Below are 24,898 nucleotides of genomic sequence, written 5' to 3'. Positions count from 1 at the left end.
GGGGTCATCGGCCGGGGGAGTCCACCGCCGTCACCGGCACTCCTCCGGCCGCGCTGCCCATCAGCGTCAGCCGTACCCCGCCCGGACCCGAGGGCGTGGTTCCGTCGGACAGGACGGCGAGAGCGAGCGTGTTGAGCCCCCGTGTGTTCAGGATGCCGTTCGGCAGGGCGAAGGTGCGCTGGGGGCCCACGTCGTTGATGTACTGACCCATGTTCCAGCCGTTCAGGAAGATCTGGACGCGGTAGGCGCGGCCCGGATCGTCGGTGAACGTGAGCCCGATCGACGCGTCCACGGCCGGGTCGACGGCGAGCCGGAACCCGGTCCGGTACCAGGCCACGCCCTGCCCCCGTGCCGCCCGCGGGAAGTCGACGATCTGCCAGCCGCCGTCCGCGAACCCCGGCAGATGCCAGCCGTGCCGCTCCCCGTACAGCCCGCCGTGGTTGAGCGGCCCGCGCACGGGATCGGGCGCCGCCGCCCCCTGGATCCGCCAGGTGACCTCGGGGGCGGCGCCGTCGAAGGTCGCGGCGGTCAGTCCGCGGGCCGCCTTGTGCGTGTCCCGCACCGCGCCGTCCATGTCGTGCTGCATACGGCGCACGAGGACGGAGAGAACGCGTGGCCCGTCCCCGTCCTGTACGGGAAAGGTGGCCGTACCCGTCCAAGTCCCCTGCCGGACCGTCTTCTTGTCCGGCACCGGCATCCGGTGCGTGCCCAGCGGCTTCCCGTCCAGCCACGCCATCAGCAGCCCCTGCGTACCCGAGACATACGAGAGGGACACCGACTCGGCGCCGCCCGCGTCCGCGAAGTGCCCCCGATACCAGACGTCGCCGTAGTGGAAGCCGTAGTCGTCGGCGAAGAGGACGGGCTGCCCGGCCGGTACGGGGGTGGTGCTGTACGAGGACGTCCTGTTTGCGACCTTCCAGGCCGAGTCGTCGAAGTCGGCGGCGGACTCGGGGTTTTCGGCGCGGTGGCGCCAGCTTCCCAGCGCGGGGAGCGGCACGCTCGGCACGCCGGGCAGCCGCTGCTCGACCCGAAGGCTCCCGGACGCCGTGGTGCGGGTCCGCGACGTCCCCTGGTTCCAGACCACTTCACTCATCCCGCGCGGCCCCCAGACCTCCAGGTCCGCCGCCTCGACCGTGTCCCCGGTGAGGTGGACGGTGGTGCCGCGCAGGGCGGCCGTGCGCAGCAGCGCCGGGCCGAACACCAGCACCGGGCCCGACGGGGTGTCGTACCGCCACAGCCGCGCGGAGGTCTCGTCATCGGCGAGCAGCAGCAGAAGGGGCGCGGAGGCGCCGCCGCCCTCGATCAACACCCGTGTCAGTCCGTCGACTTGGGCCACGACACGCAGCGCCCCACCCTTGTACGTGCACGTCGCGGACCCCTCCAGCACGGTCACCGTCGGCTCGTTCGCGCACTCCAGGGCGGTTTCCGTCGTCGTCCCCGCGGGGCCGGTGAGTACGGCGATGTCCTGGCGCCCCGCGGCCAGCCACAGCATGGGCTGCGCGGTGGAGTGGCGCAGTTTTCGCCGGCCGAGGGTGATCCCCGTGGCGAGCAGCCGGGCGTCGAGGCCGGGGAGCGTGACCGGCAGGTCGGAGAAGGGGAGAGCCGAACTCGCCTGCTGGGTACCGTCGTTGCGGAGCACGTAGACATGCGCGTCGGTGTCCGGGTTGACCAGGTGGTAGACCTTGATGTTCGGGTCCGTCGCCGCCACGTCCTCGGCCCGGTCCAGCTTGGCGAGGTCGGGCACGGAGTGCAGGAGCTGCCCGATCTGGTGCATCGGGACCAGCTTCGGGGTGGGCCTGCGGGCCTCGTCCAGGGCGGCACCGTAGTCGTACGACGTGTAGACGCATGGTGCGGGCAGCCAGCCCCAGGACGTGCCGCCGTAGGTCATGTAGACGTTGTGGACCTTGATGCCGTTGGCGAGGTTGGTGAGGTAGAAACGCCGCTCGTACGCCGCGTCGCGGGTCCGGGCCGACTCGGCGTACCCCTTCCCGTCGAACTCCACTCCGCCCCACGGATCGAACCAGCCGCCGCCGAACTCGGGCACGAAACCCGGGGTGTCGGGACTCGCCGTCGACCCGCCCTTCGTACCGCCGATGCCGAAGTACCCCCAGTCGGGCGGCGGGGCGAAGGGCGAGGGATAGCCGTCGAAGCCGTACAGATAACGCCCGCTCTCCCCGCCCGTGTCGAAGGTGCCGGGTGTCCAATGCCCGTTCCGGCCCTTGTCGTTGTGGAACAGCGGCACGTCGATGCCGTCGGCGCGGACCTTGGCGTAGAGGTGAGCCATGTAGTCGAGGCCGAGGGGGCTGGTGATGTGGTTCCCGTACTCGTTCTCCAGTTGGTAGAGGACGATCGTGCCGCCGCCGTCGGTGTGGAGGTGCCGGACCGCGATGCGGTTCACGGCGGTCAGCCACTCGTCGACGTACGACAGATAGGTCGGGTCGGAGGTGCGGGCGGTGCCCTTGGTGACGGTCAGCCAGCCGGGGAAGCCGCCCGCGTCGACCTCGGCGTTGATGTACGGGCCGGGACGCAGGATGACGTAGAGGCCGGTCTCGGCGGCGGTGCGCAGGAACAGGTCGAGGTCGCGGACGCCCGTGAAGTCGTACTGTCCGGGGGCGGGGGAGTGGTAGTTCCAGGACACGTAGATGCTGATCGCGTTGTAGCCGTGGGCGCGCAGCTTCTGCAGCACGTCCCGCCACAGGGAGGGGCTCGGCAGGCGGAAGGGGTGGACCTCGCCGGACCACAGGACGACGCGCTCTCCGTCGATCAGCATCGAGTACTTGTCGAAGCCGACGGTGTGCCGGTCGGCGGCGTACGCACTACCGCCCCCGCCTGCTCCGCCCCCGCTCCTGCCGAGGGAGATGCCGAGCGCGGCGGTGCCGGCGAGTGCGCTGAAGGTACGTCTGCTCAACACCATGCGGGGCTCCCAGGGACAGCGGCGCGGGTGTGGTCATTGTCCACAGCGATACGTTCACAATGGTCGTATGAGGATTTCGGCGCGGGCGGATTACGCGGTACGGGCGGTTCTGGAGCTCGCCTTCAGACAGGACGGGGAGCCCGTGAAGGCGGAGACCATCGCCCTCGCGCAGTCCATTCCGCACAAGTTCCTGGAGGGAATTCTGGGCGATCTGCGGCGTGGCGGACTGGTCACCAGCCGACGGGGCGGCAACGGCGGCTATCTGCTCGCGCGGGCGGCCGACACGATCACCGTCGCGGATGTCATCCGTACGGTCGACGGGCCCATCGTCTCGGTACGCGGCGAGCGGCCCACCCAGCTGACCTACACCGGCCCCGCCGAACCGCTGCTGCCGCTGTGGATCGCGGTGCGCGCCAATGTGCGGCGGATCCTGGAGGGCGTCACGCTCGCGGACATCGCGGCGGACGCGCTGCCGGAGCCGGTACGGGAGTTGGCGGCGGAGCCGGCGTCGTGGGAGAACCCGTAGTCTTGCCGTAGAGCTGGCGTAGAGCTTTCCGTACCGCTTCCTGGACAGCGGCTTTCTGCGGACGATCTCGCTCCGCCTGTGAACGTTCCTCATCCCATCCTCAGGCTGTCCTCAGTTTCGGCGCCTACCGTCACCTCCCGTTCATCCCTACCGGACCGGTAGGGAATCCAGGAGCGACGGAACGGATCCCATGCGCACGCTGATACTGCTCGCCCTCGCGGGCCTCGGCGCCCAGCTGGTGGACGGCAGCCTGGGCATGGCCTACGGCGTCACCTCCACCACCCTGCTGCTGGCCATGGGGACCAACCCGGCCATGGCCTCGGCCACGGTCCACCTCGCCGAGATCGGCACCACGCTGATGTCCGGCGCCTCGCACTGGCGCTTCGGGAACGTCGACTGGAAGGTCGTCGCCAAGATCGGCGTACCGGGCGCGGTCGGCTCCTTCCTGGGCGCGACGGTCCTCTCCAAGCTGTCGACGGAGGTCGCGGAGCCCGCGATGTCCCTGATCCTGTTCGGCCTCGGCCTGTACGTCATGTCCCGCTTCACCTTCCGCGGCATGCCCAAGGGCAACCTGGGCAAGCCGCTGCGCAAGCGGTTCCTCGCGCCCCTCGGCCTGGTCGCCGGCTTCCTGGACGCGACCGGCGGAGGCGGCTGGGGCCCGGTCGGCACCCCGGCCCTGCTGGCCAGCGGCCGGATGGAGCCACGCAAGGTGATCGGCTCCATCGACACCAGTGAGTTCCTGGTCGCCATCGCCGCCAGCCTCGGCTTCCTCTTCTCCCTCGGCTCCCAGGGCCTGAACTGGGGCTGGGTTCTCGCCTTCCTCCTCGGCGGCCTGGTCGCCGCGCCCGTCGCCGCCTGGCTGGTCCGCCTGGTCCCGCCGCGCGTTCTCGGCTCCGCCGTCGGCGGCGTCATCATCGTCACCAACGTCCGTACGCTCCTCAAGAGCGACTGGCTCGACGCGTCCGGGGCGGTCAGCACCCCGGTCTACGTCCTCCTCTACGCCCTGTGGGCCGCCGCCCTGACGTACTCCATCCGCGCGTACCGCAAGGAGAAGGCGGAGGAGTCGAGCGCTGTCGAGGAGCGGGAGCCGGTGGCGGCCTGAGGCGCGGGTCGGGCGGGCTTCGCCGCGGACAGGGCGGTGACGGTCACCTAGGGGGCACTCGGCCAGAGTGCCGTCCTTGAGGGCGGCCCCCGGGAATTCCGTTGCGGGCGGGGCACGCGGCGCCGGACAGTGGCCCCATGACGACGCCGACGATCCCCGCCACGCCCGCCATCCCCCTTCCCCTTCCCGTTCCTCTTCCTCCCGGCCTGACCGTGCGCCCGGCGACGCTCGACGACGCGGCGGCGGTGTGCACGTTGCTCAACGAGATCGACCTGCTGGAAATCGGCCGCGAGGAAACCGAACTGACCGAGATCCAGTCCGACTTGAAGCATCCCGAGGTGGACCTGGAGCGCGACTCCTGGCTGCTGCTCGACGGTGACCGGCTGATCGGGTACGGCCTGCTGTGGGACGACTCCGGCGGCGAGCGGATCGACATGGACCACTACGCGCTGCCCGACCAGCCGCAAGGCGCGCTGCACCTGTTCGACCTGATGGAGACCCGGGCCGCCGAGCGGGCAGCCGCCAACGGGGCGGCGCGAGCGGTGACACACCTGCACCTCAACATCGCCCCCACGACGGACCTGGACGCACTGCGCGGACGAGGCTGGCGCCAGGTCCGCCGCTACAACGTCATGACCCGTCCCCTCTCCGCCCCCGCCGACCCGTCGCCGCCCCCACCGCCGGGCGTGACACTGCGCCCCTGTCTGACCGAACCGGACCGCCGACGCGCCCACGCACTGCTCCAGGAATCCTTCGCCGACCACTTCGACTTCCAGCCGCGCACGTACGAACAGTGGCTGCACGACATCGACGCCGAACGCGCCGACTGGTCACTGATCTGGATCGCGCATGTCGACGGTCTCGGTGACGCCGCCGTGCTGCGCACCCACAACGACCGTGCCACCACGGCCTGGATCGGCAACCTCGGTGTCCTGAGCCGGGCCCGAGGACGCGGCCTCGGCGGCTTCCTGCTGCGCCACGCCTTCGGGCACTACGCGGACCTGGGCCGCCGACGGATCGGCCTCGGCGTGGACACCGACAACAGCAGCGGCGCCCTCGCTCTGTACGAACGGCACGGCATGACCCTCGACTTCGCGGTCGACACCTGGGAGTTGATCCGCCCGGTCCACCCCATGGGTGATGCGCCAAGTGGCCAGTGAAGGGCTCGTGCCGACGGGTCGGTATGGATTAGCTTGTGGCGGTGGGCACGACTGGGGCAGGGGGCTGGATGGTGGAGGGACCCGACGGGCACGAGGGGCACAGGCCGACTCTTGAGGCAGTCGCGGCACGCGCGGGCGTCGGCCGGGGAACGGCCTCCCGCGTCATCAACGGCTCCGGACCCGTCAGCCAGACCACCCGCGAGGCAGTGCTGCGCGCCGTGGCGGAACTGGGCTACGTACCGAACCAAGCCGCCCGCGCCCTGGTGCGCCAGCGCACGGACACCGTCGCCTTCGTCATGGCCGTGAGCGAGGACCGGGGTTTCTGGGACGACCCGTTCTACTCGCCCCTGGTGCGCGGCGCCACGTCGGTGCTGGCCGCCGAGGGCATCCAGCTGCTCCTGGCCATCGCGCAGTCCCGACAGGAACACGCGCAACTGACGGCCTTCCTGACGGCACGTCACGTCGACGGGGTCCTGCTCAGCTCGCTGCACCAGGGTGATCCGCTGCCCGAGCGGCTCAACGCCTCCGGCATGCCCACGGTCATGGTCGGGATGCCGACCGGCTACACGCCCGACTACGGCGTCGACCTCGACAACGAGGACGGCGGCCGGCACGCCGCCCGGCACTTGATCGAGCGCGGGCGGCGCCGGATGGCCGTGATCACCGGCCCGCTGGGCATCCAGTCCGGCATCGACCGCTGGACGGGCTTCCGCGATGTCCTCGCCGAGGCGGGGCTTGCGCAGGGCCCGGTCGCACACGGCGACTTCAGCCGTGACTCCGGCGTCACCGCCATGCGGCACCTGCTCGCCCGTGACGGCACCCTCGACGCCGTGTTCGCCGCCAACGACCTCATGGCGGCCGGCGCGCTGGAAGTGCTGCGGGAGTCCGGGCGGCATGTCCCGGGCGACGTCGCGGTCATCGGCTTCGACGACACGGCGATCGCCGTCGCCTCCGAGCCCGCGCTCACCTCGGTCCACCAGCCGATCGAGAGGATGGGCCGCGAAACCGCCCGCCTCATGATCGCCCGCCTCCGCCGCGACCCCGTCCCGGAACAAAAGGTGATCTTCGAACCTCACCTGGTGGTACGCCAGTCCACCTGACCCGGGCCGGGGGCCGGGGACGGGTGGACCGGCGATTGGCAGATTTGTGCCACGTCGAGGATGTCGGCGATCCGGTCCGTCATGCTGCGGACCACTGCGAGGTCACCGGGACCGATGCGGGTCCGCCGATTGTGCGCCTGGGGGGCGGGGCGACCCTACCGAGTACGGCGGTTGGTGAGGCCGTATGGGGGTGGGGCCGCCCCTGTCTCCGTGGGGGGAGGTGCGCGGGGTCAGCTCGTCTCGACGCCGACGGTGAGTGTGCCCGCGTAGCCGGACGACGCCGAGCTGCCCAGGGCTGTCAGGGTGAGGAGGCCGGAGGCGGCGCCTCCTTCGTCGTAGATCGAGTCCTGGGCGAGGGTGGTGCGGGTGACCGTGTTGGTGGAGTACGGGGAGATCTTGGCCACCGCCGTGGTGATCGTCTCGTTGAAGAAGAGCTGGCCCGTGTGCAGCTCCTGGCCGCCGGTGAAGGAGCCGTCGGAGGTGAGGGTGACGCCGGTGTGCACCTTGAGGTGGATGTGGATGCAGCGGCCTCGGTACCAGCCGGGGTAGATGGTGGTCAGCTTCGCCACCCCGTCCGTGCCCGTCAGGACGCCGCCGCGCATGAAGGTGCCGCTGTCCGGCTCGTCGTGGCCGTTGTTGCCGACGAACCCGGAGTACTCGCCGAGCGCGTCGCAGTGCCAGATCTCGACGAGCGCGTTGCTGAGGGGAGCGCAGGTGTCGTCGTCGACGACGGTGAGCGCCAGCTTGAGGGGGACACCCGCCTTGCCTTCGGTGATGTCGGCGCGGACGAATTGTCCGTCGAGGTAGTAGGGGCCTTCGGTCATCTCCTTGGTGAGGGTGCAGACGGCCGCCGCGGCGACGGGCGTCGTGTCCGCCCCGGTGGATGTGGGGGCTTCGGGCGCGGCGGCGCCCACGGCCAGGGTGGCGGCCGTGGCGCCCGTGGCGATCAGTACGGTGCGGCGTCCGACCGGGTGTGCTGCTCTCGAAGTGTCTGTCATGGACACGGCACCGTAGGAAGGGATGCTGTCGGCAGGCTGTCAGTTCGGCAAAGTGACAGGCCGTCAAGTTACTTGTGAGACAGCTTGATGCGCCGCGGCCCGTGGAGCGACGCCCCGGGCGAACGCGGCGAGTACCGCGACCACGACGGCGACCAGCAGCGGGTGCCCGACCAGCCACGACTGCACGCCCTCGAACGGGTCGGAGGCGGTCAGCGTCGCGCGCTCCAGCATCCAGGACGTCGAGAAGAGCGGGCCGAGGAGGGCCGGCCCGATGCGGAACGCGGGGTAGGCGCCGGTCCGGGCCGAGGTCGCCGATGAGCGAGACGAACGCCGGCCCGTGGACCAGTCCGAAACCCGCCGCGATGAACGCCGCCGAACTGGCCTCGCAGGGCCCCCAGCTCACCCTCTCCCCCTCCACCTGGGCCGACTTCATAACGTACGCCGCCAAGTGACCGTCGGGGCCGCCCGCTTCTTTGTCAGTGTCGTGCTTCCACGACCCGAGTAAAGGGCGCTCCGCGTCGGCTACGCCGATCGGCCTGCGGCCGACCCTTGACTCGGCTCGCTCCAGCACGGGTGAGAAGCGAGCGGGCGGCCCGGAGAGACGGGTGGCCCAGGTCTGCCGACGGGTGAGGTGGGTTGGGCTGCGGGCCGGGGTGGACGGGAGACGCGGTCGCGCCTCGCCTGCACGCCGGGCGGGCTTAGCGGCGGACGGCCGGTGGGGGCGGCGCTGCAGCAGAGTGGCGGCACGCCGGGGCGGTTTGGCGGTGGACGGGCGGTGGGTGGTGCGCGTCGGCGGGGTGATGGCACGCCGAGTGGGCTTGCCCGCTTGCGGCTGGTGGGTTCGAGGGGGGCGGGGTGCACGCGGAGGACTGGAGCACGAGGGATGTGGCCCCTCATCTGCCACACCGGCCTCACTGACCGTGCCTTCGGGGGGCAATTGGGGAATTTGGGCCACGCCTATGGCTGCTGACCTGGGGTTTTCCTCGCGGGGCCTGGCCCAAATCTGCCAATTACTGGGACATGGGCCGCTCACCGTACCCCGGAGGGGACTCCTGGCCGTCCGGAGCATCGCCCACCCCGACCACCTGCCATCCGCCGCCACTCCATCCCGGCGTGCCGCCCGTCCGTCCGTGCGCAGCTTCCCACCGGCTGCAAGTCGCCAAGTGGGCCCGCCGTGCCGCCACTCTGCTGGAGTGCCACCCCCGCCGGCCGTCTGTCGCGAACCGCCCGGCGTGCCGCAACCCCGTCGGCGCGCACCCCCCAACTCGCCGTCTGCCCCCAAGCGCACCTTGCGTGCCGCCGTCTCGCGATCGCGCAGTCCCACCGGCCGTCTGCCGCTGAGCCGACCCGGCGTGCCGCCGCCCTGCCGACGCGCACCACCACTTGCCGTCTGTCGCTAAGCCCACCCGGCGTGCCGCCGAGGCGCGATCGCGGCCGTCAACCCCCGCCGGCAGGGCAACTAGCCTCACGGCAAACCCCGCCCGGGCCCCGCTTTCCCCAGGCCGCCCGCTCGCTTCTCACCCGTGCTGGAGCGAGCCGAGTCAAGGGTCGGCCGCAGGCCGATCGGCGTAGCCGACGCGGAGCGCCCTTTACTCGGGTCGTGGAAGCACGACACTGACAAAGAAGCGGGCGGCCCCGACGGTCACTTGGCGGCGTACGTTATGAAGTCGGCCCAGGTGGAGGGAGAGAGGGTGAGCTGGGGGCCCTGCGTGTCCTTGGAGTCGCGGACGTGGATGGTGTGGGGGCGGGTGGCTACCTCGACGCAGTCGTCACCGGAGCCGCTGCTGTAGCTGCTCTTGAACCAGGTCAGTTCGGTGGTGTTCATAGGTCTCCTCGCATGCGCTCCAACAGGCTCACGGAGTCCGGGATGGTGAGAGCCTGCGACGCATCCTGGCATACCGCCTCTGAAGCACGCTGACCACTTTCGGGTCAGAGATCAACTGCCCGCTCTCCTGGCCTTCGTTGTAGGCGAACCACTTGTTCTCAGGGGTTTCCGACAGACGGATGGGGCCGTGCAGCCCGGCGTGAGACTCGCGCACCAACGGCATGATTTGGATCTCGACGTGCCGCAACTGCGCGATCTCCAGTACGTGATCGATGAGTTCATGTGTGACCTGCACTCCGCCGGTGCGCCGAAGGAACAAGTACTCCTCCAGGATGAAGCTGAACGCGGTGTTCGGGCGCTCCCGAAGCAACCGCTGCCGCTCGGCCCGTGCCGCCCACTGGGCCTCGATCTGCGCGTCGTCCAGCGGAGGCAACTCGTCGACGAACAATTGTCGCGCGTACGCCTCGGTCTGCAATAGCCCTGGAATCAACCGGCACTCATAGGTGTACAGGGCGATCGCAATCGCCTCCAACCGCGCCCACTGCCGAAACCAAGCCGCCAACCCCGGCTGCCGAGCGAGATGCCCCGCCGCCCTCCGTAACGCCCCCGTGTTCCCCAGCACCTCCTCCGCACGCTCCACGAACGCCGGATCCGGCATCCTCCGCCCCAATTCCACGGACGCCACCGTGTGCTTGGAGAACCGCACCAGGTCCCCGAACTCCTCGCGGCTCAGGCCCGCGTGTTCCCGTAATGCCTGCACCACCGCACCGAACGTCCGCAGACTGTCGGACGACTCCGGTTCCCCGCCCGTGCCCACCACGCCATCGACCACCACGGTCACCTCCCACCCGCAATGGTCACGCCCAGTGACGAGTACCGTCCACCCCGTTACCGTGTACGCCGAAGTAGCGTACGCGGCGCCGACCTGGTGAAGTCCCGGTACGGACCGCCAGATTGGACGCATGACCGCACCATCCACCCCCCACCACCCGGTTACCGTACGTACGTTCACTCAGCGTCTCAGTGCCACCCCGCGCGGTGCCCGCCTCGCCCGTCACCTGGCCCTGAACCAGCTGGACGCCTGGGGTATCGCGCACGGCACGGACGCCTCCGACGCCGCCGCCGTGATCGTCGCCGAGCTGGCCGCCAACGCGGTGACCCACGGCCGGGTGCCCGGCCGGGACTTCGAGCTGCGGCTCTCCCTCGTCACGGGCAGCCTCCGTATCGAGGTGACCGACACCCGCAGTGGGCCGCGTCCGCCGGGGCCAGGTGACGTACCGCCTCCGCACCCCCTCGGCGACAGCGGCCGGGGGCTGGTCCTCGTCGAGGCGCTCGCCGACCGTTGGGAGGTGCTGGACCGCGAGCCGCCCGGCAAGACCGTCCGGGCCGAGATCGATCTGCCGGGGTGGCTGTCCCTGGTCAGGCTCGGCCCGCCGCCTGCGCGATCGACGACAGCACCGCCGCCGGATCCCCGCCCGGCGCCACCGACGTGCCGATCTGGGCCCTGAGCGCCTCCGTCACCCGGGACCAGCTGGTCTCGGAGAGGGGGTAGAGGTCCATGTTGTCGAGGGTGTCGAGGCCGTTCCAGAGGGGGCGGTACTTCTTGTCGGCGCGCAGGGCCGTGCTCGCCGATGTGGTGACCGGCAGCAACTGGTACTCGGCTGCCTGCTCGGTGACGTACTTGTCGCCGTACAGGAAGTCGAGGAACTTGCCCGTCTCCTCGCGGTGCCCGGCCTCCCGGAAGGCGATGGTCCAGTCGGTGGTGCCCATGGTCGGGACGGCCCGGCCGGTACGGCTCGGGAGCGGGACGGTGCCGTAGGAGACGCTCAGTGTCGAGTCCTCGATCTGGCGCATCAGGGAGAGCGGGGCGTTGACCATCGCGGCGTTGCCGTCCATGAAGGCCTGCAGGGCTTCGGTGCGGTTCAGTTTGCCGGGCAGGACCGGGCCGGTCAGCCCCTCGGCGACGAGAGCGGACCGCAGCCACTCCAGCGTCGATATGTTCTCGTCGGAGGTGAGGGCGTAGCCGCCGGTGTCGTCGGTGTAGCCGCCGCCTCCGGCCAGCAGCCACATCAGGGTCTCGGCCTCCGCCTCCTCCGGGCCGAGGGGCACCGCGATCGGGTACCGCACGCCCTGCGCCTTCAACACCCGGGCGGAGGCGACGAGTTCGTCCCAGGTGGTGGGGGGTTCGAGGCCCGCCGTCGTGAAGAGGTCCTTGTTGTAGTAGAGAAGGCGGGTGCTCGCGGTGAACGGCAGACCGTACTGGACCCGGCGCACCTGCCCGGCCTCGGCGAGACTCGGTACGAACCCGCCCTGGACGGAGATCGACAGCAACTCGTCCGCGCTGTACAGCCGGCCCTTCGCCGCGTACTCGGCATAGCTGTCGGTCTGTACGACATCCGGTGCCCTGCCCTGCTTCACCAGCTCGGCGACCTTCTCGTCGACCGTGTCGGCGGGGTAGACCTTCGTTTCGACGCGGATGTCGGGGTGGGCGGCCTGGAAGGCGAGGGCGACCCGGTCCCAGTAGCCGCTGGAGTTCTTGTGGACGCTGTCGCCGTAGTTCGTCGCCACGACGGTGAGGGTCACGCCCGACGACTCCGTCGCCGAGTCCGCGCCGCAGCCGCTCACACCCATCGTGAGAGCCAGGGCGGCCGTCATCGTCCTCATGATCCGGGATCTGCGGTGCATGGTTCCCACCTCTGTTCCAGCCACTCGCGATGACGCGCGTAGACGAAGCGCTTCGATCGTAGGTGGGGGAGGGGGCGGGTCGCAGGGCTGCCGCCGTTGCGTTCTGGTTCCGGGGATGTGACGCGAGTGGCCTGAAGTCACAGGCGTGTGACGGGAGTTGGGTGGGGGATGGTTTGCGGTCGAGTACCGCCGTACTCGACCGCAAGTCCTTGCCTCAGCCGACCTGGTTGTACGCCGCGCCCGCCGCCGGCCAGCCCGTGGGCTGGGATGCGGGCTGGGGTTCCGGCTGGGTGCGGCCCCGGACCTGGGCGGCGGTCAGGCCGCCGTTGCGCAGGCCCGGCATGCCGGTCTGGAAGGCCCCGAGTCCGGCGGCCGGGGCGGGGGCGATACCGGGCGGCATGGCCGGTGCCGCTGCCGGCGCCTGGGCGACCGCGGACATCGGCGACCCCGGCATCTGGGCCGCCGCGGGCATCGGCGCCTGTGGCATGGGCGCCTGTGGCATCTGCGCGGCCGCCGGCATCGGCATCGGCATGGGTGCCGCGGGCTGCGGCGGCATCATGGGCGGTGCCGCGGCGGCCGGAGCCGGGGCCGGGACCAGACCCGGCATGCCCATGGGGGCCTGGGCCGGGGCCGGACCCGGCCAGGTCTGCGCGGGCGGGAGGCTCTGCATCGCGGCGGCCTGCGCGGCCAGTCCCGGTATGCCCGCCCCGTTCGTCTCGCTGACCAGTCTGTCGACGGCCGCCGTACCCGAGCTGTAGCTGGTCCCGTTGCCCAGTTCGGGTACGGCGGCTCCCCTCCTGGTCCCGTAGAGCACCTGCTCCATGCCGGACACCAGGCGACGCACGTCCGTCTGGGGGCGCACCACGAGTCTCAGGAAGCGACTGGACGAGCCGATCTTGTTGCCGCACTCGCGGACGAGGATCCGGTGCTCGGTGAGCAGCCGGTCCCGGACCACGGTGCCTTCGGCGCCCACGGGAAGGCGTACGAAGAGGAAGTTGCCCTGCGAGGGGTAGACCGTCAGACCGGGCAGCGCGGTGAGCTGTCGGGCCATGTCGAGCCGGTCGCGGCGCACCAGGTGCAGGCTCTCCATGTACTCCTGCCCGTGGTTCTTGAGCATGAACACCACGAACTCGGCGAAGGAGTTGAGGTTCCACTTGGGCAGCATGGAGCGGACCTTGCCGGCGAGCGCCGGGTTGGCGACCATGTAGCCGAAGCGGATGCCGTGCAGCCCGAAGTTCTTGCCGAGGCTGCGCAGGACGATGACGTTGGGCCGCAGTACGGCCTCCTCGACGACGCTCGGGTCGCTCTCGGCGTCGGCGAATTCGAGGAAGGACTCGTCGATGACGATCAGGTCCAGGTCCTGGAGCTGGTCCATGAAGTTGACGAGGGCGCGGCGGGTCAGGAAGCCGCCGTCGGGGTTGTTCGGGTTGCAGATGACGGCGGCACGGGTGCCCCGGGCGCGGATGAACTCGATGTACTGCGCCGGGTCCAGGGCGAAGCCCGCGGACTCCTGGAGCGGGAACATGTCGACGCGCTTGCCGGTCTCCATCGGCTGGTCGGTCCAGCGGCCGAAGGTGGGGACGGGGATGGCGAGGGACTCGCGGACCAGCAAGTGGTCGATCCAGGTGATCAGTTCGGTGGAGCCGTTGCCCATCGCCACGCAGCTCGGCGGGAGTTGGAGCAGCGCGCACAGCTCGGCCGTGATGGTGTCGGCGCTACTCGGGTAGTACGTGATGATCTCGCGCAGCCGGCCCGACAGTTCGTCGAACATGCCGGGCGTGGGGAAGTACGGGTTGCACGGGATACAGAAGTCGACCGGGCCGACTCCGTCGCTCTCGCGTGCCAGCGCAGCCATCGAGGGGCTGTGCGCCGCAGTGCCGCGGAACAGCGAGGTGACGTTGTCGGCCATGGAACCTCCGTCTCTGGGTGGCCCGTGCGGGGGAGCACGGGCCGCCCTTCCATACGGATACGGAGGTGGCGCTGTTCAACTCGTGTGACTTTAGTAAGAGTTCTGTTTCGGCGGGAACCGAACGGGCCTCGGCGGCGTCAGGCGCCGAACGAGTGGACCGTCGTCGACCGGTACGTCTGGCCGGGACGCAGCACCGTCGACGGGAACGACGGCTGGTTGGGCGAGTCCGGGAAGTGCTGCGTCTCCAGGCACAGCGCGTCGCCCTGGCGGTAGATGGCGCCGCCGGTGCCGACCAGGGTGCCGTCGAGGAAGTTGCCGGAGTAGAACTGCAGGCCCGGCTCGGTCGTCGCCATCTTCAGCGTGCGGCCCGAGGACGGGTCCTTGAGGGTCGCGATGTGCTCGGGCTTCGCCGTGATGCCCTTGTCGAGGGCCCAGTTGTGGTCGATGCCCTTGCCGTACAGGAGCTGCTGGTGGGCGACTCGGATGTCCTCGCCGACGGTCTTCGTGCGGCGGAAGTCGAAGGGGGTGCCCGCGACCTTGGCCAGCTCACCGGTGGGGATCAGGCCGGAGTCGACGGGGGTGTAGCGGGCGGCGGCGATCTTCAGCTCGTGGTCGTAGATCGATCCGCTGCCCTCGCCGGCCAGGTTCCAGTAGACGTGGCTGGTGAGGTTGACGACGGTGGCCTTGTCGGTGGTGGCCTCGTAGTCGATGCGCCAGTCGCCGGCCTTGGTGAGGGTGTACGTGACCTTCACCTTGAGGGTGCCGGGGTAGCCCATCTCGCCGTCGACGCTGGTGTAGTACAGGTAGAGGCCGACGTCGGAGCCCTTGGTGAAGGGTTCGATGTCCCAGACGCGCTTGTCGAAGCCCTTCGCGCCGCCGTGCAGGCTGTTCGCGCCGTCGTTGACGGAGAGCTGGTAGCTCTTGCCGTCGAGGGTGAACTGACCCTTGCCGATGCGGTTGCCGTAGCGGCCGATGAGCGCGCCGAAGTACGGGCTGGAGGCGACGTAGTCCTCGATGTTGTCGAAGCCCAGCGACACGTTCTTGTACTTGCCGTGCCGGTCGGGGATCTCCAGGGACTGGACGATTCCGCCGTACGTCAGGACCTTGAGCTTCGTCCCGCCGTTCGCCAGGGACCAGCTGTAGATCTTGGTGCCGTCGGCGAGCTTGCCGAAGAGCGACTTCACCGGCTTCCTGCCTCCCGTGGCGTGTGCCGTGCCGCCGAGTGCGGTGGCGGCCATTCCCGCTGCTGCGGCTCCAGCGATGACCGTACGTCTGTTCAGTTCCATGTAGCGGCTCCCGAGAAGTGGGTTGAAGGGAGCCCCGCTGGGCACCCGCGCCCCAAAGGGGCGCGGGGAACTGCGCGACCAGCCTCGTACGGCCCGCAGCGTGAATACGGCTTCCCAGCGGAGCGTCCTCGCTGACTTACGAACCGACCTTGCGCTTGTTCCACACGTCGAAGCCGACCGCGGCCAACAGGGCCATGCCCTTGATGACCTGCTGCCAGTCGGAGCCGACGCTGAGGAGATTCATGCCGTTGTTCAGCACACCGAGGACGAGACCGCCGATGATCGCGCCGAGGACGGTGCCGACACCGCCGCTCATGGACGCGCCACCGATGAACGCCGAGGCGATCGCCTCGAGTTCGTAGTTCAGGCCCGCCTTCGGTGAGGCCGCGTTGAGGCGGGCGGCGATCGCCATACCCGCCAGGGCCGCGAGCGCGCCCATGTTCAGGAAGACCAGGAAGGTGACCTTCTTGTCCCTGACGCCGGACAGCTTCGCCGCCGGAAGGTTGCCGCCGATCGCGTAGATGTGGCGGCCGAAGACGGCGTTGCGCATGACGTAGCCGTAGCCGACCACCAGGACACCGAGGACCAGCAGGATGATCGGCGCGCCCTTGTAGCTGGCGAGCAGCATCGTGACGACCAGGATCGCGGCGCCGATGGAGACGAGCTTGAGCAGGAAGATGTTCCTGGGCACCACGTCCAGCGAGAACTCCTGCTGGCGCTTTCGGTCGCGGACCTCCTGCAGGACCGCGAAGACGATCAGGGCGAGGCCGAGCAGCAGCGTGATGTTGTGGTAGTTGGTTTCGGGACCTGTCTCCGGCAGGAAGCCGTTGCCGAGATCCTGCAGCCCGCCCGGGAACGGGCCGAGGGTCTGCCCCTCCAGCAGGATCTCCGTCAGACCGCGGAAGATCAGCATGCCGGCGAGGGTGACGATGAACGACGGTATGCCGCCGTACGCGATGAAGAATCCCTGCACCGCGCCCGCCAGCGCGCCCATCAGCAGGCACAGCACCACGGCGATCGGCCACGGCACATCGTGCTGCACCGTCAGTACGGCCGCGAACGCGCCCACGAACGCCGTCAGCGAGCCGACCGACAGGTCGATATGGCCCGCGATGATCACCAGCATCATGCCGATCGCGAGGATCAGGATGTAGCTGTTCTGCAGGACCAGGTTGGAGACGTTGCGCGGCAGCAGCAGGTCGCCGTCGGTCCAGACCGCGAAGAGGGCGACGATCAGGCCGAGGGCGATCAGCATGCCGTACTGGCGCATGTTGCGGCGCAGGCCGTCCAGCATCAACTGGAGCAGGCCGCCGCGGGTGGCCGAGCCGCCGGACTTCCCGGGCGGCGCCGGGGCCGGGGTCTTGGCGGTCACATCCGTGCTCATCGGGATACCTCTTTGTCCTTCGTCATCTGGCGCATCAGCACTTCCTGCGTGGCCTCGGCCCGCGGGACCTCGCCCGTGAGCCGCCCGGCGGCCATGGTGTAGATGCGGTCGCACATGCCGAGCAGTTCGGGCAGCTCGGAGGAGATGAAGACGACCGCCTTGCCCTCGGCGGCCAGCTTGTCGATCACCGTGTAGATCTCGAACTTGGCGCCCACGTCGATTCCGCGGGTCGGCTCGTCCAGGATCAGCACCTCAGGCCCAGCGAAGATCCACTTGCTGAGGACGACCTTCTGCTGGTTGCCGCCCGACAGCTTGCCCACCGGCTCGAAGACGGTCGGCGCCTTGATGTTCATGGACTTGCGGAAGCCCTCGGAGACCTGCCGCTCCTCGTGCTCGTCGACGACACCGCGCTTGGAGACCTTGCCCAGGGCACTGAGCGAGATGTTGCGGTTGATGGTGTCGATGAGGTTGAGGCCGTAGTGCTTGCGGTCCTCGGTGACGTACGCGATCCCGTGTCCGACCGCCTCGGGCACGGACTTCGTACGGATCTCCTTGCCGTCCCTGAGGACCGTGCCGCCCGCGTACCGGCCGTACGCGCGTCCGAAGACGCTCATCGCGAGCTCGGTGCGCCCGGCGCCCATCAGGCCCGCGATGCCGACGATCTCGCCGCGCTTGACGGTGATCGACACATCGTCGACCACCTTGCGCTGCTGGTCGATCGGGTGGTGCACGGTCCAGTTGCGGACCTCCAGGGCCGGGGCCGCGCCCACCTCCCCCTCGTACGGGGTGCGCTCGGGGAATCGGTGGTCGAGGTCGCGGCCGACCATTCCGCTGATGATCCGGTCCTCGGTGGTCTCCGCCGCCTTCACGTCGAGGGTCTCGATGGACCGCCCGTCGCGCAGGATCGTGACTGAGTCGGCGACCTTGCGGATCTCGTTCAGCTTGTGGGAGATGATGATCGAGGTGATGCCCTGGTTCTTCAACTCCAGGATGAGATCGAGGAGTTTGCCGCTGTCCTCGTCGTTCAGCGCCGCGGTCGGCTCGTCGAGGATGAGCAGCTTCACTCTCTTCGACAGCGCCTTGGCGATCTCCACGAGCTGCTGCTTGCCCACGCCGATGTCGGTGACGCGGGTCTCCGGGTGGTCGTCGAGACCGACCCGGCGCAGCAGCTGGGACGCGTGCCGCAGGGTCTCGTTCCAGTTGATGAGCCCGCGCGTGGCGTGCTCGTTGCCGAGGAAGATGTTCTCCGCGATGGAGAGGTACGGCACCAGGGCCAGCTCCTGGTGGATGATCACGATGCCGTGCTGCTCACTGGCCCTGATGTCCTTGAAGGAGCAGACCTCTCCCTCGAAGAGGATGTCTCCCTCGTAACTCCCGTGCGGGTGGACGCCGGAGAGGACCTTCATCAAGGTCGACTTGCCGGCGCCGTTCTCCCCGCAGATGGCGTGGACCTCGCCCTGACGGACGGTCAGTGAGACGTCCGACAGCGCCTTGACGCCGGGAAAGGTCTTGACGATCGAGCGCATTTCCAGGACGAGTCCCGCCATGGTCGTGCCTTCCAATCCCTAGGGTGGGGCGGTTACTTGAGGTCGGATTCCTTGATGTAACCGGAGTCGACGACGACCTTCTGGTAGTTGGCCTTGTCGACGCTCACCGGCACCAGCAGGTACGCGGGCACGACCTTCGAGCCGTTGTCGTACGTCTTGGTGTCGTTGGTCTCCGGCTCCTTGTCGTTGAGCGCCGCGTCGACCATGTTCGAGGCCACCTTGGCGAGCTCACGGGTGTCCTTGTAGACGGTCATCGACTGCTCGTCCGCGATGATCGACTTCACCGAGGCGACCTCGGCGTCCTGGCCGGTGACGATCGGCAGCGGCTTGCTCGCGGAGCCGTAGTTGTCCGACTTCAGCGCCGACAGGATGCCGATGGAGATGCCGTCGTACGGCGAGAGCACCGCGTCGACCTTGCCGCTCTTGTACGACTTGGTGAGGATGTCGTCCATGCGCCGCTGCGCGGTGGCGCCGTCCCAGCGCAGGGTGGTGACCTGGGTCAGCTCGGTCTGGCCGGACTTGACGACGAGCTTGCCCTCGTCGATGTACGGCTGCAGGACGTTCATCGCGCCCTGGAAGAAGTACCGGGTGTTGTTGTCGTCGTTCGAGCCCGCGAACAGCTCGAGGTTGAACGGCCCCTTCTCGCTGCCGTCCTTCAGCCCGAGCTTGTCGACGATGTAGCTGCCCTGGAGCTCGCCGACCTTCTCGTTGTCGAACGAGGCGTAGTAGTCGACGTTCTCGGTGCCGAGGATCAGTCGGTCGTAGGAGATCACCGGGATGTCGGCGTCCTTGGCCTGCTGGAGCACGTTGTTCAGCGACTTGTTGTCGATCGCGGCGACGATCAGCGCGTCCACGCCCTGCGTGATCATGTTCTCGATCTGCGAGACCTGCTGGTCCGGCTCGTCCTCGCCGAAGACCAGCTTGGTCTTGAAGCCCTTGGACTCCAGGTTCTTGACGACATTGGCGCCGTCGGCGATCCAGCGCTCGGAGGATTTGGTGGGCATGGAGATGCCGACGGTGGCGTCCTTGGCGTCTCCCGCGCCTTCCTCGCTGCCGCCCTCACCGCTCTGCCCGCAGGCGGAGAGGGTCAGGGCGAGGGAAGCGGCTCCGGCTATGGCGGCGAGTGCGGCTCTGCGGTTACGCATGATCATCATCCTTGATGTGTGGGCCGGTTCGGTCTGGCGGTGCGGGGACGCTCCCGAAGGGCGGTGCGAGGTGAGACCGAGAAGAGGCGTGTGGGATTGTGTGCGGCTGCGTCGTCTTTTGTGAAGGGGATTCGGCGGAACGTTATGAGGGCGTTCCGAACCGCTTCAGCGCGCCCGGCAACCGCGAACCGAGCGGCGCCATGTCACCGTCCGCTCCGTGCCGTGCGAGCAGGTCCAGGGCGAGCCGGCCGCGCCGCACTCTTTCCCGTGCGGTGGACAGGGTCAGGTCCCGCAGGTGGTGTCCGTACGGGTAGATCCCGGGCGTCTTGGACAGACCGAACTTCAGATAGAGCGGTGCGCCGCGCCGGATCAGCTCGGCGACCTCGTACATCCGCACGTACCCGCCGAGATCGTCGGGGGCCTCGATGTACATGTCCATGGGTGCGGCGGAAACCCGCCGGATCTCGGTGAGGTGATCGAGCGTCAGATCACTCGGCACGTTGAGGGAGTCCGCGCCGAGGTGCTCGTACACCGCGTACGAGGCCGGGTTGACGGGACCCACCAGCGCCGAGAGCTTGAGGGTCGTGTCGACCGGGATGATCCCGGCCACGCGCGCCCGGTGCAGCGTCCACAGCACACCCTCGTCGGCGACGAGCAGGCACTTGACGCCCAACTCCGTTGCCCGGACGGCGTCTTCGACACAGCCGGCGACCGCGTCGTGGCCCCGGGCGCGCAACCCGGCGCCGCGTGAGTCGGAGCGCACCGAGCCGCCGATGTCCCAGGTGCCACGCGGGCCGGTGAACAGGCAGAGCTCGATGTCGTGTTCGTCCGTCCCCTCGACCATCTCGGTGATCTCGGCGTCGGTCAGCATCCAGACACCGCTGCCCTGGCTGATCCGGTGGATCGGCACATCGAGCCGCGAGGACTCCTTGAGGACCACGGCAAGGGCCTCGGGCCCCTCGACGGACGGGACCTCGGTGCGCCAGCGGCCGCCCCCCGGGAAGGTGTGCGGCGAGGCGTCGGCGGGAGAGAGAGCGGGCGCGCCCAGGCCGAGCGCGGCGAGCGCCTGCTCACCGGGTCGACGGGCTGCCGTAGGGGAGGCGTCGGTCACTAGCTGTCCTTCGCGTTCGTTGGCGGTGCAATGCGATGCGTTCGATATCTCGAACAGAGTTCGTGTCGGTGGGTGTACGCCGGTACGGAGTCGTCAGGAACCCCGTACCGGCGTACGGCTCGGGTGAGTTACGGCCTCAGCAGGACCTTTCCGACCTTCGGATCACCGGACCCCACCAGCTCGATGGCCTGGGGGAACTCGGCGAGCGGCAGCTCATGCGTGACCAGCGGCAACGGACTCAGCAGCCCGGCGCCGAACACCCGCACCGTGTGCGCCCAGGCCTCCGGCGGCGCCCCGAACACGGTGTGCACCTCCAACTGCCGTACGACGAGATCGGTGGGGTCGAGACCCTCGGCGCCCGGCGCCGGGATCCCCGTGAGGACCAGGCGCCCGCCGCGCCTGAGCAGGGAGGCGGCGGTGCGCGCGGCGGACGCGGACCCGGCGGTCTCGATCACGACGTCGAAGTCGTCGGGGAGTTCCTGGTCCTTGGTGCGGAAGTCGCTGGCGCCGAAGTCCTTGGAGAGCGCCGCCCGGTCCGGGCGGGTGCCGACCACGAGCAGCTCCGCCGGGGAGCCTGCCTTCAGGAACTGAATGGCGAACATTCCGAGGGTGCCCGTGCCCACGACCGCGACCCGCTCGCCGGGCCGTGCGTTCGCCTTGAGCGCGGCGGCCGCGATGCAGGCGGCGGGCTCGAGCAGGGCCGCCGCCGTCAGGTCGGCGTCGTCCGGCAGGACATGCAGGAGACGGGCCGGGAGGGTCACGGTGGTGGCCATGGCGCCCGGCTGGGTGAAGCCGGTCTCCTCGTACCCCGCCGTGCACAGCGTGGTCTCGCCCGCGTGACAGCGGTCGCAGACCTGGCAGTTGCGGAAGCCCTCCCCGACCACCTTGCGCCCTACAAGAGTTGAAGGCACCCCGGCGCCGACCGCCTCCACCGTCCCGGACCACTCGTGGCCCGGAATGAGCGGGTAACGGACGTAACCATCGGGCCGGTTGCCCTGGTAGACCTCGCGGTCGCTGCCGCAGATGCCGACCGCGTGGACGCGGACGAGGGCCTCGCCGGCGGTGGGCCGCGCGGGCTCGTGATCGGTCAGCCGGTGCTCGCCCGGCGCCTCGATGACGACCGCGCTGCTCACTGCGCCCCCTTCGGTTTGCGCTGCTCCCAGCCGTCCGCCCAGAGGTCGAACCGGGCCTGCTGCTGCGGGAATTCGGCCGCCGCGTCGACGTCCAGCTCGACCCCGAGGCCGGGCTCGTGAGACAGCTGGAAGTAGCCGTCGACGACCTGCGGGGCGCCCTTCACGACCTTCTTGATCTCCGCGTCCGCGAAGTCGTTGAAGTGCTCCAGGATCTTGAAGTTCGGTGAGGTGAAGCCGACTTGGAGCGAGGCGGCGGTCAGGACCGGCCCACCGACGTTGTGCGGCGCGACGAGCACGTAGTGCGCCTCGGCGGTCGCGGCCAGCTTCCTGGTCTCCCAGATGCCGCCGATGTGACCGACGTCCGGCTGGATGATGTCGACCGCCTGGCTCTCGAACAGCTCGCGGAACTCGATGCGGTCGTGGATGCGCTCACCGGTGGCGACGGGGATGTCCACCTTGGCGGCGACCTTCTCCAGAGCCTTGAGGTTCTCCGGCGGGACCGGCTCCTCCAGCCAGGCGGGCTTGAAGGGGGCCAGCTCGCGGGCGAGCCGGATGGCGGTCGCGGGTGAGAACCGGCCGTGCATCTCCAGCATCAGCTCGGCCTCGGGGCCGATCGCGTCGCGGACAGCCTCGATGAGGGAGACGGAGTAGAGGGTGGCTTCGTGGTCGAGCTCGAAGTGCCCGGTCCCGAAGGGGTCGATCTTGAGGGCCTGGTAACCCCGGGCGACGACCTCCTGCGCGGCCTTGTGGTAGGCCTCGGGGGTCCGCTCGGTGGTGTACCAGCCATTGGCGTAGGCCTTGACCTTGTCGGTGACCTTGCCGCCGAGCAGCTGCCACACCGGTACGCCCAGCGCCTTGCCCTTGATGTCCCAGCAGGCCATTTCGATGACCGCGATGCCCGACATCACGATCTCGCCGGCGCGCCCGTAGTCGCCGTACTTCATCCGGCGCACCAAGTCCTCGACAGCGAACGGGTCGGAGCCGAGAATGTGATTGGCCTCCGCCTCTCGCAGATAGCCGATCAGCGCGTCGGTGTGGCCCAGCATGCGGGTCTCGCCGACTCCGGTGACGCCCTCGTCGGTGTGCACCTGGACGTACGTCAGGTTCCGCCACGGCGTCCCGACCACGTGCGTGCTGATTCCCGTGATGCGCACGGCAGTTGCCCCCTGTGCTCTTGCGGCTCTGTTCGAAATTTCGTCACACGTTCGAAATGCTGGCGTGACAGTAAGGACGTGGCGCCGGGGGTGTCAATGGGTCGAACACAACGGTCGGCGACGGATTTTGCCGGTATGCCTCGAGTCGTCGCGCGCGCGATCGTGCGAAGAGCGGGTCCGGCACGCCGGAACAGGCTGTTCAGCACATAACTTTCACAGATGTGACTATGAACGTTACCTGTGAGGAACTTAGTCTTCCGGCGTCATGGACTACTGCGACCCGTGCCGAAGGCACCTCAATGGCGCCCTTGCCTGCCCGGGGTGCGGCACATCAGCCGAAGAGCTCCGCAGACATGCGGAGCGGACCGACACGCCTCCCGAATCGGACGCGGCCGACACCGACGCGCCGTACGAGGATGACGACGACGGGGCCGAGGACGAACGCCCCGGACGGGCCCGGCGACGGGAGCGGGGTCGCGGCCGGGCACGCGGGACGGCCGCCGCTGCCGAGGAGCCGGTCGGTCCGGCCGGCCCGAGTGTGGGCCGGCGTGACCGGAAGGCCGCGGCGCACCGTCGGCGACGGCGCCGGACGCTGTTCATCGCCGCGGGCTTCGTCCTGGCGGCGGGGGGACTGAGCCTCGCCGAGCTCGGCATGGACGGGCCCGGGCTGCTTCCGAAACCGGCCGCCGCCGGGGGCGAGTCGGCCGACGGTTCGGCGGACTCGGAGGTCACGGAGACGGGCCAGCCGCTGAGCGACACGGAGAGCACGGGCAGCGCGTCCGCCTCCGGCTCTCCCGGCTCTTCCACATCGCCCTCCGCTTCCGCTTCCGCGTCCGCCTCCGCGTCCGCCTCCGAGGAGGACGACAAGAAGACCCAGGACGCACAGTCCGCGACCACGGGCACAGCGCCGGACACCTCCACGTCGGCCCCCGCCTCCACCTCGGCCCCGGAAACATCCGCGCCCGCCACCACCACGCCGACCACACCCACGCCGACCGCGGATCCCACGCCGTCGGAGACGTGCAGTAAGTTCCTGTGGTGGTGCACCTGAGCCGGGACGGCTGGTGGTGCACCTGGGGGGCCACCGGCCGGTCGAGGACGCGCCGCAACGCGGCCCTCGTCATCGCCTGGCCACAGCAGTCCCGTTCGACGGCCACGGCGGCACTCGTCCGGGCCGCCGCGTCGCCGCTCGGCAATCCGACGTCGAGCGCCCTGACCCAGAAGCAACTGGGCCGGCATCCCGAGCAGCCCGGGCTCGTCCCGGACCTCGAAGCGGGCCATTACTTCAGCGAACAAGCGCATAGCGAATAGCGCATAGCGAATAGGGGACCGGGGCCCAAGGGGCGTCGATCTCTCCGCCTCTGCGCCTACGTGTCGAGCATCCGCAGCAGCAGCCCCCGCAGGGACAGCCGCTCCTCGTGGGAGAGTCCCGCCAGCGGCTCGCGGGCGAAGCGGAGGGAGTCGCGGAGGGATCGGGCGACGCGCCGCCCCTCCTCCGTCGCGGCGGCCAGCTTGACGCGGCGGTCGGAGGGGTCGGGCCGGCGCTCGACCAGGCCGCGCGCCTCCAGCCGGTCCACGATCCCGGTGACGTTCGACGGCTCGCACTTCAGCTTCTGCGCGAGCCGCCGCATCGGCAGCGGCTCCAGCGACAGCAGGCTGAGCAGCCGCGCCTGCGCCCCGGTCAGCGCGTGCTCGGCGGCGGCGTCCTCGTACTCCTCGTGGTAGCGGGCCACCACCGTGCCGATGAGATCGACGACCTCCAGGGTCAGCGGGTCTATGTGCGGCGTCTTCCGAGGTGTCCGAGGTGTCTTCTGCGTGGCCATGGACTCCAGGCTACCGTGTTACTTGACACCATGAAATATTAAGACGCATGGTTGTTTCAGGTACTGAAGTATCTTGAGGTATCTGGAAGTATCAGG

Annotated in this window: 22 protein-coding genes and 1 pseudogene; 8 read left to right on the top strand and 15 right to left on the bottom strand. The window is 69.5% G+C overall.

Features of this window, described 5'->3' with window-relative positions:
* Positions 1 to 4: 4 nt before the first annotated feature.
* Positions 5 to 2,914 (bottom strand): beta-galactosidase, encoded by a 2,910-nt coding sequence (locus ACX28W_RS23255; RefSeq protein ID WP_459001122.1) that lies wholly within the window; start codon positions 2,912 to 2,914, stop codon positions 5 to 7.
* Positions 2,915 to 2,981: 67 nt separating this feature from the next.
* Between ACX28W_RS23255 and ACX28W_RS23250 the strand changes: the two genes are divergently transcribed.
* The 4 genes from ACX28W_RS23250 (at position 2,982) to ACX28W_RS23235 (ending at position 6,802) form a co-directional block, all read left to right on the top strand.
* The gene (locus tag ACX28W_RS23250) at positions 2,982 to 3,440 is read left to right on the top strand and encodes an RrF2 family transcriptional regulator (RefSeq protein WP_362073234.1); all 459 of its coding nucleotides are present in this window, start codon (positions 2,982 to 2,984) and stop codon (positions 3,438 to 3,440) included.
* Positions 3,441 to 3,630: 190 nt separating this feature from the next.
* Positions 3,631 to 4,542 (top strand): sulfite exporter TauE/SafE family protein, encoded by a 912-nt coding sequence (locus ACX28W_RS23245; RefSeq protein WP_459001120.1) that lies wholly within the window; start codon positions 3,631 to 3,633, stop codon positions 4,540 to 4,542.
* 137 nt (positions 4,543 to 4,679) lie between these two features.
* On the top strand, positions 4,680 to 5,702 hold the full coding sequence (locus tag ACX28W_RS23240; RefSeq protein WP_459001118.1) for a GNAT family N-acetyltransferase: 1,023 nt from the start codon (positions 4,680 to 4,682) through the stop codon (positions 5,700 to 5,702).
* Between the two features lie 68 nt (positions 5,703 to 5,770).
* Positions 5,771 to 6,802 carry a LacI family DNA-binding transcriptional regulator gene (locus ACX28W_RS23235; protein WP_459001117.1) on the top strand — a complete coding sequence of 344 codons (1,032 nt, stop codon included), beginning with the start codon at positions 5,771 to 5,773 and terminating at the stop codon, positions 6,800 to 6,802.
* 230 nt (positions 6,803 to 7,032) lie between these two features.
* Here the strand turns inward: ACX28W_RS23235 and ACX28W_RS23230 are convergent, their stop codons facing one another.
* Positions 7,033 to 7,800, bottom strand: coding sequence for an intradiol ring-cleavage dioxygenase (locus ACX28W_RS23230; protein ID WP_459001115.1), 768 nt, complete (start codon positions 7,798 to 7,800; stop codon positions 7,033 to 7,035).
* A 63-nt stretch (positions 7,801 to 7,863) separates the two neighbouring features.
* Entirely contained in the window at positions 7,864 to 8,031 is a 168-nt protein-coding gene (locus ACX28W_RS23225) for a hypothetical protein (RefSeq protein ID WP_459001113.1), read from the bottom strand.
* Positions 8,032 to 8,114: 83 nt separating this feature from the next.
* Between ACX28W_RS23225 and ACX28W_RS23220 the strand changes: the two genes are divergently transcribed.
* The gene (locus ACX28W_RS23220) at positions 8,115 to 8,252 is read left to right on the top strand and encodes a hypothetical protein (RefSeq protein ID WP_459001111.1); all 138 of its coding nucleotides are present in this window, start codon (positions 8,115 to 8,117) and stop codon (positions 8,250 to 8,252) included.
* Between the two features lie 1,190 nt (positions 8,253 to 9,442).
* On the opposite strand, the gene ACX28W_RS23215 is transcribed toward ACX28W_RS23220, so the two are convergent.
* On the bottom strand, positions 9,443 to 9,625 hold the full coding sequence (locus ACX28W_RS23215) for a DUF397 domain-containing protein (RefSeq protein WP_459001109.1): 183 nt from the start codon (positions 9,623 to 9,625) through the stop codon (positions 9,443 to 9,445).
* Positions 9,622 to 10,457, bottom strand: a pseudogene (locus tag ACX28W_RS23210) (helix-turn-helix domain-containing protein). Before ACX28W_RS23210 ends, ACX28W_RS23215 begins: the two are co-directional and overlap by 4 nt.
* Positions 10,458 to 10,587: 130 nt before the next feature.
* Here ACX28W_RS23210 and ACX28W_RS23205 point away from each other — a divergent pair.
* Entirely contained in the window at positions 10,588 to 11,133 is a 546-nt protein-coding gene (locus ACX28W_RS23205; RefSeq protein WP_459001107.1) for an ATP-binding protein, read from the top strand.
* On the opposite strand, the gene ACX28W_RS23200 is transcribed toward ACX28W_RS23205, so the two are convergent.
* From ACX28W_RS23200 to ACX28W_RS23160, 9 genes are all read right to left on the bottom strand, one after another.
* Positions 11,045 to 12,310 (bottom strand): extracellular solute-binding protein, encoded by a 1,266-nt coding sequence (locus ACX28W_RS23200; protein WP_459001105.1) that lies wholly within the window; start codon positions 12,308 to 12,310, stop codon positions 11,045 to 11,047. The two genes, ACX28W_RS23205 and ACX28W_RS23200, sit on opposite strands and share 89 nt — an antisense overlap.
* Before the next feature lie 214 nt (positions 12,311 to 12,524).
* Positions 12,525 to 14,219, bottom strand: a complete 1,695-nt coding sequence (locus ACX28W_RS23195; RefSeq protein ID WP_459001103.1) for a pyridoxal phosphate-dependent aminotransferase — start codon at positions 14,217 to 14,219, stop codon at positions 12,525 to 12,527.
* Between the two features lie 137 nt (positions 14,220 to 14,356).
* Complete coding sequence (locus ACX28W_RS23190; RefSeq protein WP_459001101.1) at positions 14,357 to 15,505, bottom strand: aldose epimerase family protein; 1,149 nt, start codon at positions 15,503 to 15,505, stop codon at positions 14,357 to 14,359.
* A gap of 136 nt (positions 15,506 to 15,641) precedes the next feature.
* Entirely contained in the window at positions 15,642 to 16,889 is a 1,248-nt protein-coding gene (gene mmsB / locus ACX28W_RS23185) for a multiple monosaccharide ABC transporter permease (RefSeq protein WP_459001099.1), read from the bottom strand.
* Positions 16,886 to 18,436, bottom strand: coding sequence for a multiple monosaccharide ABC transporter ATP-binding protein (gene mmsA / locus ACX28W_RS23180; RefSeq protein ID WP_459001097.1), 1,551 nt, complete (start codon positions 18,434 to 18,436; stop codon positions 16,886 to 16,888). Before mmsA ends, mmsB begins: the two co-directional genes overlap by 4 nt.
* A 32-nt stretch (positions 18,437 to 18,468) precedes the next feature.
* Positions 18,469 to 19,581, bottom strand: coding sequence for a multiple monosaccharide ABC transporter substrate-binding protein (gene chvE, locus ACX28W_RS23175; RefSeq protein ID WP_459001096.1), 1,113 nt, complete (start codon positions 19,579 to 19,581; stop codon positions 18,469 to 18,471).
* A 142-nt stretch (positions 19,582 to 19,723) separates the two neighbouring features.
* Positions 19,724 to 20,692 carry a hypothetical protein gene (locus ACX28W_RS23170; protein ID WP_459001201.1) on the bottom strand — a complete coding sequence of 323 codons (969 nt, stop codon included), beginning with the start codon at positions 20,690 to 20,692 and terminating at the stop codon, positions 19,724 to 19,726.
* Positions 20,693 to 20,820: 128 nt separating this feature from the next.
* Positions 20,821 to 21,825: a zinc-dependent alcohol dehydrogenase gene (locus ACX28W_RS23165; protein ID WP_459001094.1), complete on the bottom strand. Its 1,005-nt coding sequence runs from the start codon at positions 21,823 to 21,825 to the stop codon at positions 20,821 to 20,823.
* Entirely contained in the window at positions 21,822 to 22,979 is a 1,158-nt protein-coding gene (locus ACX28W_RS23160) for a mandelate racemase/muconate lactonizing enzyme family protein (RefSeq protein ID WP_459001092.1), read from the bottom strand. The genes ACX28W_RS23165 and ACX28W_RS23160 overlap by 4 nt, the downstream gene beginning before the upstream one ends.
* A 265-nt stretch (positions 22,980 to 23,244) precedes the next feature.
* Here ACX28W_RS23160 and ACX28W_RS23155 point away from each other — a divergent pair, with 265 nt between their 5' ends.
* On the top strand, positions 23,245 to 24,030 hold the full coding sequence (locus ACX28W_RS23155) for an SCO2400 family protein (protein ID WP_459001090.1): 786 nt from the start codon (positions 23,245 to 23,247) through the stop codon (positions 24,028 to 24,030).
* A complete protein-coding gene (locus tag ACX28W_RS23150) occupies positions 24,018 to 24,290 on the top strand; it encodes a hypothetical protein (protein ID WP_459001088.1) in 273 nt (90 codons plus the stop codon). The genes ACX28W_RS23155 and ACX28W_RS23150 overlap by 13 nt, the downstream gene beginning before the upstream one ends.
* Positions 24,291 to 24,346: 56 nt before the next feature.
* Here the strand turns inward: ACX28W_RS23150 and ACX28W_RS23145 are convergent, their stop codons facing one another.
* The gene (locus tag ACX28W_RS23145; protein ID WP_459001086.1) at positions 24,347 to 24,802 is read right to left on the bottom strand and encodes a MarR family winged helix-turn-helix transcriptional regulator; all 456 of its coding nucleotides are present in this window, start codon (positions 24,800 to 24,802) and stop codon (positions 24,347 to 24,349) included.
* Positions 24,803 to 24,898: the final 96 nt, after the last annotated feature.

The organism is Streptomyces sp. SD15 (assembly GCF_054462255.1).
Note: the sequence above shows the minus strand (reverse complement) of the source record. Positions and strands in the feature narration are given on the sequence as shown.